Below are 13,468 nucleotides of genomic sequence, written 5' to 3' on the forward strand. Positions count from 1 at the left end.
CAACCAGCGCGCGTTCGAACGAGAACACAACCGAGGACTAGCGCCCGATGGGTCCCCGGCGGCTCACCACGAAGGCCGCACCCGAACGGGTGCGGCCTTCGTGCTCACCGAGTATCGCTGCTATTCGGTGACGGTGATCGCGGTCGAGCCTGAGACCAGGCGCCAGTCGTCCGAGGCGAACAGCGCCGGGTCGATGACCTTGTTCGCGGTGACCCAGTCGATGAGCAACTGTCGGATCTCGACCTGCTGGTTGTAGATCACCGGCGCCGTGGTGACTCCCGGGAAGCTGCCGCCGCCGGAGGCGCGGTAGTTGTTGATCGCGATGACGAAGGTCGCTTCGTCGACCAACGGTTCTGCGCCGTACTCGAGGTTGCGGATGCGGTTGCCGGGAGCGGACGCGATGTCGATGTCGTAGGTGAGGCGCTCGTCCAGGCCGGCCATGATGTCGTAGTTGTAGTCGGGCGTGCCGCTCGGAGCCTGCGGCGTGGACGCGTTCGTGACCTGGTCGGCGGTGAACGGACCGGTGCCCGAGACCTGCTTGAAGTACTGAGCCGACGTCTCGAGATAGGCCCGAATCTGCTTGCCGGTCAACGTGATCGCCATCAGGGTGTTGTCGAAGATGTACAGGCCCGCGACGTCGCGGACGGTGACCTCACCGGCCGGAATGGCCGCAGCCTTGTTGAACGGGGCGGCGATCGACAGCACCGGCAGGTTCATGTACGGCGTACCGACGAGCGCGTCCTGCACCGCCTTCGCCTGCACGTAGTTGATGAAGTCGATCGCCGGTGTGTCCTCGTAGCGCGAGGTTGCCGCGGACATCGCGACCTTGCTGGTGCCGATCACACCGTTGACGTAGGCGAGCACCTTCTGGTGGGCCGGGCGGACGAGGGCAGCGACCTTCGGGTCTTCGGGAACAATGTTGGCATTCAACAGAGTTGCCGACGACGACTGGACCTGCCACTGGCCGCGCACCTTCACCAGGTCAAGGTCCATGACCGTCACCCGCATGCCCCAGTACAGCGGCTCGGAGAGCAGGACCTGCTTGCCGGTCGCCTTGTTGGTGACGTAACGCTGCGGGATCTCCTTGTGTGCGTGCCCGACGAGGATCGCGTCGATGTCCGGCACTTCTTCGGCCAGCACCGAGGACGCGTTCTCCAGGTACGGCAACGCGTCACCCCAGGAGGACGAGGTGTCGGCACCGGAGTGGGCCGACACGATGACGACGTCCGCACCCGCCCGCTTCACCTGCGGGATGACGACTTTGGCCTGCTCGACGATCCCGTTGAACCGCAGTTTGCCGTCGACGATCGCCTTGTCCCAGATAGACACACCGGGCGTCACCAGACCGACGATGCCGACACGAATCGGCTTGTGCCCCTTCAGCTTCACCGTCTTGATGACGTAACTCGGGTACACCGGACGACGGGTGTTCCAGTCGAGGGCGTTCGCGCAGAGCATCGGGAAGTTCACCTGGCGACGGAACTCGTCCAACGTGTCGAGTCCGTAGTTGAACTCGTGGTTACCCATCGCCGCGGCGTCGTACCCGATCTCGTTCATCGCCAACGCCATCGGGTGGGTCGACCCCTTGGTGATCGGGTCGATCTTCGCGTAGTAATACGCGAGCGGCGTTCCCTGGATCGTGTCACCCGCGTCGAGCGTGATGCAGGAGTCGGCGCCCCGCTCCTGCCGCATCGCCTTGATCAACGTCGAGCACTTGGCGGCGCCGATGTCGTTGTGGGTGCGGTCGTCGTACTCGGCGTTCTTGAAGTAGTCCCAGTTGAAGATGTTGCCGTGCAGGTCGGTGGTGCCGAGCACGGTGAGGCGAGCGCCGTTCGGCTTGGCCTCAGCGGACGGCGCGGACGCGGCGAACAAGCCGGCACCGCCGACCACCGCCATTCCGAGCATCTGACGGCGGGTGGTCTGCAACTTGTCGGACATGGTGCTCCAGGGTGTGCGGGGAGGGGTACCCATCGACGCTAGCCGCGCCTCACCGCCGGGAGAAGACCGGTCGGCAAAGCATGACGAACTGTTTACCTGCCGTTCGGACAAGAGTTGACCGGTCGGCCGTCGCACCTCACGGGGTCTCGATCGCGGCACTCGCCCCAGGGGGCTCGCACCTACTCGACCGGCGTATTGATCCGTCCGCCGATCCAACTCCAGGCATATTTGCCGTCGTCGACCGCCTGGCCGGCTTCTCCGAGTTCGAGCGGACGGAACGTGTCGACCATGACAGCGAGTTCGTCGAACGCTTCGACCCCGATCGACTTCTCGGTTGCACCCGGCTGCGGGCCGTGCGCGTGACCACCCGGGTGCAGCGAGATCGAACCCCTGCCGATCCCCGATCCCTTGCGCGCTTCGTAGTCGCCGTCGACGTAGAACATGACCTCGTCGCTGTCGACGTTCGAGTGGTAGTACGGCACCGGGATCGCCAAGGGGTGGTAGTCGACCTTGCGCGGCACGAAGTTGCAGATGACGAAGTTGTGGCCCTCGAACACCTGGTGGACGGGCGGCGGCTGGTGGACGCGTCCGGTGATCGGTTCGAAGTCGTCGACATTGAACGCGTACGGGTAGAGGCAGCCGTCCCAGCCGACGACGTCGAGCGGGTGGAAGGGATAGGTGTAGACGGTGCCGACGATGCCGGTCGAGCCGCGGTGCTTGATGTAGACCTCGGTGGACTCGGACGGTTCGGCGCCGATGTCCTCGGCGAGCAGAGGCCCCTGCGGCCCGCGCAGGTCCCGCTCACAGAACGGCGCGTGCTCCAGCAGCTGACCGAACTTGGACAGGTAGCGCTTGGGCGGCGCGATGTGGGAGTTGGCTTCGATCGGGTAGGCGCGCAGCGGTTCGACGAAACCTTCGTCGCCCTCAGTCAGCGGGATCCAGCGGTGTGTGGTCGCCCGCGGGATCAGCATGTAGTCGCCCTGGCCGACCGTGAAAGCACCGAACACGGTCTCGACGCGGGCGCCACCGCGCTCGATGTACACGCATTCGTCACCGATGCCGTTGCGGTACCAGGGGCTCGGTGCATCGGCGACGACGTAGGAGATGCGCACGTCGGCGTTGCCGAGCACGAGCCGGCGACCGGTGACGACGTCGACGCCCTCCTGGTCGGGACCGAACAGGTCGTGCAGCTTGAGATGCCTCGGCAACAGCGGATGGTTCGGTGTGGTGCGCAGCGCGTCGGTCAGTGGCCAGTCGCGGGCATCGCTGATCGCCGACGGGATGTAGCGGTGATACAGCAACGAGGAATCGGAGGAGAACCCCTCCTCACCCATCAACTCCTCGTAGTAGAGGTCGCCGTCGGCGTTGCGGTGCTGGGTGTGCCGCTTCGGGGGCACCGAGCCCTGGGACCGGTAGAAAGCCACGTTGCTTCTCCCCTTCACTTCTCGCGAGGCCACAACACCGGAGCGAGGCCCGACCATGCGACCGATAATCGGACGCGACTGTTCTACTTTTCGCTACGAGCATTCAGTACGGTGTGACTCATGTCAACGCCGTCCCGCCGGTCGCAGTCTGCGTCGCCCCTCGCGTTGTTCGCCGGCCTCTTCGACGACGCCGCCGTCTTCCCGCCCGGTAGCTACCCCGTCGACGTCGCTCTGCAGCGCCGGTTCGAGCGCGCCGCGACGGTCGACGCGCGATACGTCGGCTCGTTCCTTGCACCACCGGCGCTGATCGACCGCATCCTGCAGGAGGTGCACCCGGTCACCGTCGTGGTCATCGGACGTCCGGGCGCCGACCTCGATGAGGTCCTTGGGTCGGCGGACGCCGTCGCGGAGGACTCGACGCACGCCCTCGCCGGCGTGCAGCTGGCCCGACAGGGCGGCTGGGAGAAGATCATCGGACTGGGCGTCCCGGTCGCCGTCGAACTACCCGCCGGCGATTATGAGCGCGGCCTGGATTCGCTTGTGCCGCACCGCTTTCAAGTGCTGGCCAAACTGCGCACCGGCGCGACGCCGAACAACGACGTCCCCTCCTGCGCCCAACTGGCGGCGTTCATTGTCGCCTGCCATGAGCGAGAGGTCTCGTTCAAGCTGACCGGCGGGATGCATCACGCGATCAGCCACGGCGCCGGCGACGAACGCGAGTTCGGTTTCCTCAACGTGCTCGCCGCCGTGAACGCCGTGCTCGACGGCGTCACCGCCGTCGACCTCGAAGCGATCCTCGACGAACGCGAGGCCGCCCGCGTGCTCGAACACGTCGGCCGGATCGACGATGGCCGCGCCCATGACGTCCGCAACCTGTTCCAGTCGTACGGCTGCTGCGACGTCGACGACCCCATCCGTGACCTTCGCACGCTCGGACTCATCGAGGAGAACCTGTGACCGACCTGCCCACCACCGAACTCTTCGGCCTGGACAACCTCCCCTACGGTGTCGCCACCAAGGCGTGCCACGCACCCCACGTGGTCGCCCGGCTGGGAGATCACGCCGTCGACCTGGCGGGCCTTGCGACCGACGCCGACGGAGCCGCCTGGATAGATGCGTGGTCGCAGCCGAACCTCAATGCCTTTGTTGCACAAGGACCTTCTTCCTGGGCGGCGGCACGAACCTGGTTGCAGGAAACGTTGCATGACCAGAGCCGGCGTGATGCCGTGCTGGCTCGGCTCCACCCCCTCGACGACCTGACCATGCAGTTGCCGATCGCGGTCGCCGACTACGTCGACTTCTACGCCAGCGAGAACCACGCCACGAATGTCGGACGCATCTTCCGACCCGACGGTGACGCGTTGACGCCCAACTGGAAGCACTTGCCGATCGGATATCACGGCCGCTCCGGAACCGTCGTGGTCAGCGGCACCGACATCGTCCGGCCGTGCGGTCAGCGCAAAGCCCCCACCGACACCGAACCGACGTTCGGCCCGAGCATCAGGCTCGACATCGAAGCCGAGCTCGGGTTCGTCGTCGGCGGCGACACGGCGGTCGGCAGCCCGGTGTCCATCGACGAGGCGAGCGACCACCTGTTCGGAGTCGGCTTGTTCAACGACTGGTCGGCACGCGACATCCAGGCCTGGGAGTACGTGCCGCTCGGCCCGTTCCTCGGCAAGTCGTTCGCGTCCTCGCTCGCTGCCTGGATCACCCCGATGGCGGCGCTCCGGGCGGCGAAAACGGCTCTGCCGAAACAGGATCCGCAACCGCTGCCGTACCTGCAGGGCGACGACCTCTTCGGACTCGACATCGCGATCGAGGTCGAGATCAACGGTCAGGTCGTGAGCCGTCCTCCGTACTCCACGATGTACTGGTCACCGACCCAGATGCTCGCGCACATGACGGTCAACGGCGCCGGCCTGCGCACCGGCGACTTGTTCGCCTCGGGCACGGTGTCGGGCGATGAGAAGGACGAGCGCGGCAGCTTCCTCGAACTTTCCTGGAGCGGCAAGGAGCCGTTCGCGCTCGCCGACGGATCGACCCGATCATTCCTCGAGGACGGCGACATCGTCACTTTGCGCGCGACCGCCCCGGGCACCGACGGCGCACGCATCGGCTTGGGCGAGGTCACCGGCAGGATCCTCCCGGCGCGCACCTGACCTCCCGACCGGCGGGCGTCGTGCCCGCGAGCCGAGAGCCGAGATCATGTGTCCGACAAACCGGTAACCCTGCATGGCGGTCGCGCGGGCGGGGGCGGCATCGGGATCCCCGGACTCTACGTGACCGGCGACCCCGGTGCTGTCGACGACAACGCCAAGGAAGGCACGCTCGGCGTCCGGCTCGGCCTGGGTTGGGCGAAGTCGCACTCCTTCTACGCCGGCCAGTGCCCGGTGAGAAGTACAACCGCGGTCTGATGAAGATGATCCTCGCGGGCAAGGCCGATGTCGCGAAGGCCGTCAACGCGACGGTCATCTCCCTGGACGACGCCCCGCAGGGCTACTCCGATTTCGACCAAGGAGCCGCGAAGAAGTACGTCATCGACCCGCACGGTATGACGAAGTCCGCCTGATCGGCGGCAGGAACAGAGTCGGCGCACCCGGAGTGGGTGCGCCGATTCTGTTGCTGCTCAGTGATTTTCAGTACATGCGGTCGCCGGGTGGTGTCTGCTCCTCACTCGCACCACCGCGCTGCTTGCGCACCACATAGGTGCCGGGCCACGAGTCGTGGAAGGCCTGGTTCATGCGGTCGCTCAGCGGGCGCAGGTAGTCGACGATCTGGAAGATCGTCACCAGGAAGCTCAGCAACGGAACAGGGCCGACGATCGAGGTGAGTTGTTTGACCGCGAACCGGTAGACGGCGGCACCGAAGGTGGGCGGTTTGTCGTTCTCCTCCCGGCGCACCTTGATGCCCAGCAGCATCTTGCCGACGGTCTGCCCACGCCATACTGTCAGGGCCACCTCGTACACGAAGTAGACCGCGACGGCGACGAGTCCGACCTGCCAGGGGAAGTTGTAGAGCGCGTCCGGGGCGTCGGGTGTACCCCGGCCTTCGCGGGCAGCGTCCAGACTCTCGTTGAAGTAGGTGCGGACCACGTGCACCCAGTCCGACAACCAGGGCCAAGCCAGCGGCGCGGCGATCGCGGAGGTCAGGATGTTGTCGACAATGAATGCCAGCGCTCGACGCCAGAACGGTGCGAGTTCGGCGCCGTCCGGTGTGCGTGCCGTGGCAGACGCCGGCTGGAACTGGCCACGATACGGACCGTTCGGACTGCTCTGCTGCTGACCGGGCCGGTGCTGGCCCGGATGCGGGAGGTGCGGGTGCTGGTGGTGCTGGGGCACCTGCGGCGCCGCGCTGATGTGGGACTTCTCCAGGCCCGGCTTGACGCGGGGCATCGTCCGGTCGGTCCACAGGATTCCGTCCCAGTACCGCAGGGTGTCCGGGTCGTTCGGATCCGGATACCAGCCGGACGCACGTTCGCTCATGTCCGCATTGTGTCAACCGCCTCGGGCGGCGGCGACCACCGACCGCGTACCTCCCCCTGGGGAGGAGGCGAACAGCCGTGCTCAGTTGTCCCGCTGACGCGCTACGGCCAGGGCGATCTCGTCGTGGGTACGCAGCAGTTCCAGCGCGCTTCCCCAACGTTGCATCAGTTGGCGCGACTGCTCGCGAGTGGTGTCGTGCGGCGATTCGAACGCCATCACCCAGTGACGGCCGTGTTCGCGCAGGTGGTCGCCGACGTGTGCCCGCAGCGTCCGGCTGGTCAGCCCCGGAAAGCGGGCGGGGTCGGCCACGAGCGCCGCGGGGAGTGCGGGATTCACCGACGCGGGAGTGATGACATGTCGTTCGGTCGCCCAGCGGTACCCGATCATCGCGAACTGGACGCCCGTGTCGGCCACTCGCTGCCCGAGCGCGAACAGACCGTTCGCGTCCATCGGCTCGGCGCCGGCGTCGAGCAGCAACTCGCAACGCTCCATCACCCCGCCGGGCTCGGGCTGAATGGTGAGCGACCCGTGCCAGCCCTGGCCCTCGACGCAAAGGCTGGTCGACCCCTGCGACATCACCCGGGCGAGTTCGGTGACCGCCGCGACGTCCCATTCCGATTCCGGTGGCTCCATCAGTCCCGCGAACTGCGGCTTGCCGCGATCGAAGGCCGCGACCACCGACTCCGTCATCGTTCCGGGCGTGGCCCGGTCATAGGGGTGCAGCACCTCGGCGTCGAGCGCGAATACCCAGGCGGAGTCGCGTGGTTCACGCCACCCGGACGGCTTCTCCTCCTGCGTCTGGCCAACAGAGTGGACGGTTGGTCACACCTCAACCGAGGGCCTGATCAACCTTGGATGGGATACCAGGAGCAGATCACCGGCGCGCAGCGAACCGCCAACGGGCATCTGTCAGAGTACGTGCGCCATGACCCGACCTCGGGCCGGCCGGTTGCCTTCGACGGACGGACGTTCCGCGGGGACCCACCTGTCGAAACCTTCCTCGATGCAAAGCACGGCTACGCCCAGCTCGCTCACCAGCCTCGAAGCGACTGGTCGACCGGCACCAGTGATCGACTGGTCAGCGAGGCAGAACGTCAGGTGCGTGCGTTGCCGGACGGCGCGCGTCTGGAGTGGCACGCGTCCGACCCTGCCGGTGCTGCCGCCATCAAGGATCTGCTGGATTCCCGAGGTATCTTCGAGATCGACGTCATTCACACATCGAAGGTCTGAACAGATGAACACGACTAACACCACGTCGGTTGGAGAGGTCAGCGTCCGCGTTGTATGGGCGCGGCCGCAGGAGACCCCCGAGGAGATCGCGCACCAGGTCGATCTGTTCATGCACGGAATGCGAGAACGTACCGGTATCTCGGTGTGGACCCTGGGGACCGAACGCACGCCGTGGCCCAAGGACCAGGCAGAACAAGCGGAACTGGTCTCGCAGATGAAGTCGACCGAAGGCCTGGCGCGGCAGGGCGATTGGGACGGTTACGCGTTCTGGGTGCGAGGCTTCAACAGTGAGGCGATGGCAGTCGCGCATGTCAGCGCGGGTCAGGATCACACGGGGGGCCGCATCCCGGCTCAACGCGCTGACATCGAGGTCACCGCGGTCGACGGTGGACATATCCCGCGGGCCTTCACCGATGCTGTCGTCAGTTCAGCGGTCGAGGGGTGGGATCCCCTGATGGTTCGGCTCGGAACGATCGAAATGCAGCGTCTGGCGCGCCGCGGAAACTGGAAGATCACTCCCAGGTATCGGCTCTGGCTCGCTGACGCCGTTGGCAGAATCGATCACGTCGCCGACGGGGTTCAGGCAGAGCGAGTAGAGACCGGCACCCTGCTGACCCTGCCCGACGACTGGTCCGCCCAACAGGTTGTCGATGCCACTCAGAAAACGCTCGAGCTGAACGGGCTCGACGAGCTACCTCATTGACGGTGCGGTCCATCCGGCAGTCGATTCCCGTCGATCAAGCGCTCGGCATGCTGCAGTTCTGGGTGGACGCGAACTGGCCGATGACCGAGCGGGAGGCCGCGGAGTTGTCCAGCGAGATCGGCTGGACCCAGGACGAGGACGGATGGGTTTCCAACGACCGCTTCGGACTGAGCTTTCCCGACGTCGAGGGCATCGGACCGGCAGATGACCCCGTGAAGAGGATCATGCTGACCCTCACCGATCACGAGAAGAACATCACCGACGACTTTGCTCGATTCATCGCCGACCGCTTCGCCGATTACGTCGCCGGTGCCGAAAAGCGTTGGGGTAAAGGCGCATTGCGTCGCGGCGAGGTCGATCGCGCCTACTTCGATCTGGAACCACGGGGCGGTGTCATGATCGTCCGCTCGAAAGTTGTGGAAGCGCTGTACCTCACTCAACCCGAGGTCGACCTGCGGAAGGCGAACAAGGAGTGGCCCGCGTGAGCGTGCAGCAGGCGGGACTGGGCTGGGAGGAGTTCACGACACAACTGGCGCGTGCCATTCGTGAACTTCCGGATCGAGGATTCCTCGTCGTCCAGGACGGAGCGACTCATGCCTATGTGCAGTTCGCGGCCGACCACGACGCAGTCGCAGCGGAGTGCACCAGTAACAGCAATCAACAACTCACTCACCCTGCCGACGACAACGGTGAGCAGCTGCTCGCAGAATCAGGTTGGACGCTGTACGCCGATGCCCAGCCGAACTGGACGTTTCGCCTCGACCTTCCGGCGATCACAGCACGGTTCGACCAGCTCGCGCACAGCTGTGTCGTCGCGTTGCGCGATGTGTACGGAACCTCGACCCCCGAGCAACTCAGCTACACCGCATGGCGTGAGCCCGAAGTCATGCACTCAGGCCGGACCTACACCGACGAGGAGATCTCTTCCCTCGATGCGGGGCAGAACCCCCTGCCGGTCGAGAGCCTCACCATCCCGATGACGCGTAGGTGACGAAGTCGTCCCGAAGTCGGTGTCGTTCAACACTGAAGGTCTGAGCAGATGAACACGACCACCACCGCGCCGGTCGCAGAGGTCAGCGTCCGCGTCGTCTGGGCGCGGCCGCAGGAAACTCCCGCTCGCTTCGCCAGCTCCGGCAGGACGGCGCCGACGAGGCGATCCGCCAGGCCCACCGAACCGGCGTACGCGCCGAGGTACTCCTCGGGCACCTCGTCCTTCAAGGTGCGGCGCGGATCCATCACCGCGAAGACGATCTGCTCCGGCGTGTGTTGGCAGCAACGAAGTTCGTCCGGTCTGTGACTCACCGATCGCAACCACGTGTCGGTCCGCCCCGTTCAGATCGAGCATCTCGGTCGCCAACGTCATCTCGTCCAGGCCGAGCGGAACCAGCCCCGGTGCCGGTGATCCCGCCAACTGATCGTGCGGCACCACAGGCGGCAACACTCGGATGCGCGGAGCCGTCTCGACCGCGCTCGAGCGCACCCGAGCGACGAGATCGGCGAGCCCCTCCGCCACGGTCAGTCGGTCGGCTTCACCGTCGACGCGCGGCAAGGCACGTTGGGGGCAACTGTTGCCGGGTGCGGTCCTGATCGTTCTCGGCACGACCGTTCTGATCCTCGCCGTGCAGGTGCTCGCGCCGAACGAGATCACCGAACAGGTCGCCGACTACGGACTGGTGGGGGCCGCATTCATCCTGGCGCTGGTACTCGTGGCGTTCAGCACCATCCTGTTGTGGGGCGTCTTCCTCGGCCGCGACCTCAGCAGGTGGCTGGTGGCCCGCCGGTTCGACGCCGCGCACTCGAGTGACAACCCGGACGCCGCCACCGAGACCGACACCGAGACCGACACCGAGACCGACACCGACACCGACACCCACGCTGCCATCGACACCGGTGCAGCGCCGGCTGTCCTCGAAGGTCCGGTGACGCAGCCGACCGCTGCGCTCTGACCGGGCCGAGTCAACTCCCCGAGCCCTGCGTGCGGGGTCCACGTAATGCAAGGATGACCGCAGCGAGCAGTGCCGTGGCGCCACAGATCGCCCACACCGTCATGTAACCGCCCAGCGAGGCGTGGTTCGCCGCGGCGTCAGCGTCGATGCTGCCGGTGGTCGCCAGCGCGATCGCGAACACACTGCTGGCGACCGCGCCGCCGACGGTCTTGGTCATGTTGGTCATCCCGGTCACGAAGCCGGTATGGGTGTCCGGTGCCTGCGCGGCCGCAGCCGCCGGGAGCGCCGCCACCAGTAGTCCGGAACCGAAGCCGGCCACAGCCATGTTGATCATCAACTGCGCGAGCCCGTCGTGGAGCGGCAGGAACATCAGATACCCGACACCGACCAGCGTCGCTCCCAGGACGAGTGCGCCGTTCGATGACAGCAGCCGCGCCAGCCAAGGCAGAGCCAGGGCGCCGATCGCAAGCGTGATCACGTAGAGCCCGATGATCGTCGAGACGCTCGCCGCGGTCGCCCCCAGTCCGTAGCCGGTGACGTCCGGGTCGGTGCGCGCGAAGGTCGACAGCGGGATCTGGGCGCCGAGCACGGAGACTCCCAACAGGAACGCGGTCAGCTGGATCGGCCACTGCCGGCCGGCACCGAGCACGCGCAGATCGACCAGCGGTTCGTGGTGACCCAACTCGTACCGCCCGAACACGACGAACGCCGCGACCGCGGCGACGAGCAGCATCAACGGCCAAACGCTGAGCGGGCCGTGCAGACGTACCAGGATCAGACCGCTCATCATCAGCGACAACGCGATGGTGATCAGCGCGAACCCGCCGAGGTCGAGCGACGCTCTGCGCAGCACCGGCACTTCCGGAACCCCGAACCAGATCGCCGGGATCGCGAGGGTGACCACGACGGCGGGGATCGACAACAACGCGGTCATCGACCAGGTTTGTGCGAACGCCCCGGCGAACACCGCAGCCGCGATGACCGATGCCTCGAGTCCGAAGACCAGCAGCGCGGCCGCAAGGCGGGTGCGTTTCGGGTCGCCCTCCGTGCGGCGGTGGATGATCGCCACCTCCAACGGCAGCCACACCACGTAGAAACCGGCGAACGCCCAGGCGATGAGGAAGGTCCAGAAGGTCGGCGCGAACGCAACCGCCCACGTCGCGACCGCGGTGACGACCGTCGACAGCAGCAGCACCTTGCGATGCCCGATCACGTCTCCCAGTCGAGCGAGAATGGGTACGACCAGCGCAGAGACCGTCAACTGTGCCGCCTCGAACCAGTTGACGTCGGCGTCCCGGATGCGCAGTTCACGAGCGATGTCGGTGAACAACGGCGTGTAGAAACCCTGCAGGAAACCGCTGGCGATCTCGACGCAGACCAGGAACCCGACGACAGCGCCGATGCTCTTAAGCCCGGTCTTGCTCAGATCTGCGTCAGAAGTGTTGTGTACCAACGGATTCCCTCCTCGAAGGACGACACTTCCAGGCGCTCGTCGACGTTGTGCAGGCTCTCGCGCTGGCTCGCGGTCATCCGGAAAGGATTGAACCGGTAGCAGTCGGGCCACTCCCGCTGGAAGTGGCGAGCATCGGTGGCTGCCATCACCACGTACGGCGTCGGGACGACGTCCGGCATGACCTGTTCGGTGACCGATGCGATGAGTTCGTACGCGTCACCCGTCGCTGCGACCGGGCTCGGGTCGTACGAGGTCAGCACGGCCACCTCGATGTCGTCACCCAGGATGCGTCGGATCCGGGCAACAGCCTCTTCGGCGCTCTCGTCGACCGACACCCGGACGTTGACCGTGGCGGACGCGTCCGTCGCCAGGACGTTCTGCGCCGGGGACCCTTCCAGCTGGGTGACCGCGTAGGTGGTCCGCACCATGGCCGCGGTCGCCGGTCCCGTGCGAGCGAGCAGTTGGGTCAGCGGTTTCCGCATCGAACCCGCGCGGGACAGCAGCTGACGGACCGGCGTTTTCGCATGAGGCGCGATGGTCTCCAGCATGCGCAGACTCGGCTCGGTCAGGTTCGACGGTGCGGGGTGTTTCTCCAACGACAGGATCGCCTTCGCGAGGATCGCCGGCGCACTCCTGCGAGGCGGCATCGAGGCATGCCCGCCTTCCGCGCGCGCAGTCAGACGGACGACGACCAGCCCCTTCTCGGCGAGACCGATCACGGCGAGCGGAGCATCGACGCCCGGGAAGACGCCCGTGACCGCCATGCCGCCCTCGTCCAGCACGAACCACGGCTCGACCCCGCGCTGCTTCAACTTTGTGACGGCCGCGGGCGCGGTGTGCCCGGCGATCTCCTCGTCCGACGAGAAGGACAACCAGACGTCCCGGCTGGGAGTGACCCCCTGGACGATGAGCTGTTCGACCGCGGCGCAGATTGCGATCAACGACCCCTTGCAATCGAGGGTGCCTCTCCCCCAGAGGAATCCGTCGGCGGCCACTGCCTCGTAGGCCGGGTGCGTCCAGTCGTCGCAGCTGTTGACAGGCACGACGTCCTGGTGGGCCATGAGAACCACCGGCCGTTCATCACCGGATCCGCGCCAGCGCAGCAGCAGTGCATGGTCGGGAAGTTCGACGCTTTCGCACGCCTCGAACAGCCGCGGGAAGTGTGCCCGAAGGTCGCCGTGCAACCCCTCGAACTGAGCTGGGTCCTTGTCCGGCCCGGCGACCGTGCGCCACCGGACGGCGGCCTGCAGTGCGGCGAGCGCGGGAGAGATCTGCGACATGTCGGCGAGCCT

13 protein-coding genes and 2 pseudogenes are annotated in these 13,468 nt (G+C 66.4%); 8 read left to right on the forward strand and 7 right to left on the reverse strand.

The genetic code is table 11. From position 1 onward, the window contains the following. Positions 1–120: 120 nt before the first annotated feature. Entirely contained in the window at positions 121–1,938 is a 1,818-nt protein-coding gene (locus tag FB459_RS14350) for a bifunctional metallophosphatase/5'-nucleotidase (protein ID WP_141928981.1), read from the reverse strand. A gap of 179 nt (positions 1,939–2,117) precedes the next feature. After that, the gene (locus tag FB459_RS14355; RefSeq protein WP_141928982.1) at positions 2,118–3,362 is read right to left on the reverse strand and encodes a homogentisate 1,2-dioxygenase; all 1,245 of its coding nucleotides are present in this window, start codon (positions 3,360–3,362) and stop codon (positions 2,118–2,120) included. 120 nt (positions 3,363–3,482) lie between these two features. Here FB459_RS14355 and FB459_RS14360 point away from each other — a divergent pair, with 120 nt between their 5' ends. The 3 genes and pseudogenes from FB459_RS14360 to FB459_RS14370 form a co-directional block, all read left to right on the forward strand. Further along, positions 3,483–4,319, forward strand: coding sequence for a hypothetical protein (locus FB459_RS14360; protein WP_129625722.1), 837 nt, complete (start codon positions 3,483–3,485; stop codon positions 4,317–4,319). After that, entirely contained in the window at positions 4,316–5,521 is a 1,206-nt protein-coding gene (gene fahA / locus FB459_RS14365; RefSeq protein ID WP_129625723.1) for a fumarylacetoacetase, read from the forward strand. The genes FB459_RS14360 and fahA overlap by 4 nt, the downstream gene beginning before the upstream one ends. A 90-nt stretch (positions 5,522–5,611) precedes the next feature. Continuing rightward, positions 5,612–5,931: pseudogene (locus FB459_RS14370) on the forward strand (formaldehyde dehydrogenase, glutathione-independent); the annotation flags it as partial. 67 nt (positions 5,932–5,998) lie between these two features. Here FB459_RS14370 and FB459_RS14375 read toward each other — a convergent pair. Then, on the reverse strand, positions 5,999–6,844 hold the full coding sequence (locus FB459_RS14375; RefSeq protein WP_141928983.1) for an RDD family protein: 846 nt from the start codon (positions 6,842–6,844) through the stop codon (positions 5,999–6,001). An 81-nt stretch (positions 6,845–6,925) separates the two neighbouring features. Continuing rightward, positions 6,926–7,603: pseudogene (locus tag FB459_RS17430) on the reverse strand (DUF6177 family protein); the annotation flags it as partial. A gap of 96 nt (positions 7,604–7,699) precedes the next feature. Between FB459_RS17430 and FB459_RS17435 the strand changes: the two are divergent. From FB459_RS17435 to FB459_RS14400, 4 genes are read left to right on the forward strand one after another with little or no spacing between them, the layout of a single operon-like run. Further along, positions 7,700–8,074: a Tox-REase-5 domain-containing protein gene (locus FB459_RS17435; protein ID WP_168990234.1), complete on the forward strand. Its 375-nt coding sequence runs from the start codon at positions 7,700–7,702 to the stop codon at positions 8,072–8,074. Between the two features lie 4 nt (positions 8,075–8,078). Beyond that, on the forward strand, positions 8,079–8,777 hold the full coding sequence (locus tag FB459_RS17595; protein ID WP_211345204.1) for a hypothetical protein: 699 nt from the start codon (positions 8,079–8,081) through the stop codon (positions 8,775–8,777). A 2-nt stretch (positions 8,778–8,779) separates the two neighbouring features. After that, the gene (locus FB459_RS14395) at positions 8,780–9,262 is read left to right on the forward strand and encodes a DUF6301 family protein (RefSeq protein ID WP_141928985.1); all 483 of its coding nucleotides are present in this window, start codon (positions 8,780–8,782) and stop codon (positions 9,260–9,262) included. After that, on the forward strand, positions 9,259–9,768 hold the full coding sequence (locus FB459_RS14400; protein ID WP_141928986.1) for a TY-Chap domain-containing protein: 510 nt from the start codon (positions 9,259–9,261) through the stop codon (positions 9,766–9,768). Before FB459_RS14395 ends, FB459_RS14400 begins: the two co-directional genes overlap by 4 nt. A gap of 26 nt (positions 9,769–9,794) precedes the next feature. Here the strand turns inward: FB459_RS14400 and FB459_RS14405 are convergent, their stop codons facing one another. Then, a complete protein-coding gene (locus tag FB459_RS14405) occupies positions 9,795–10,079 on the reverse strand; it encodes a hypothetical protein (RefSeq protein WP_141928987.1) in 285 nt (94 codons plus the stop codon). A 143-nt stretch (positions 10,080–10,222) separates the two neighbouring features. Here FB459_RS14405 and FB459_RS14410 point away from each other — a divergent pair, with 143 nt between their 5' ends. Further along, positions 10,223–10,723: a hypothetical protein gene (locus FB459_RS14410; RefSeq protein WP_141928988.1), complete on the forward strand. Its 501-nt coding sequence runs from the start codon at positions 10,223–10,225 to the stop codon at positions 10,721–10,723. 10 nt (positions 10,724–10,733) lie between these two features. Here FB459_RS14410 and FB459_RS14415 read toward each other — a convergent pair whose 3' ends face one another. Both FB459_RS14415 and FB459_RS14420 read right to left on the reverse strand, forming a co-directional pair. Then, a complete protein-coding gene (locus FB459_RS14415) occupies positions 10,734–12,176 on the reverse strand; it encodes an MFS transporter (protein ID WP_141928989.1) in 1,443 nt (480 codons plus the stop codon). Next, positions 12,146–13,456, reverse strand: a complete 1,311-nt coding sequence (locus tag FB459_RS14420) for a M20/M25/M40 family metallo-hydrolase (protein WP_141928990.1) — start codon at positions 13,454–13,456, stop codon at positions 12,146–12,148. Before FB459_RS14420 ends, FB459_RS14415 begins: the two co-directional genes overlap by 31 nt. Positions 13,457–13,468: the final 12 nt, after the last annotated feature.

Source organism: Yimella lutea (assembly GCF_006715095.1).
Taxonomy (GTDB): Bacteria; Actinomycetota; Actinomycetes; order Actinomycetales; family Dermatophilaceae; genus Yimella; species Yimella lutea.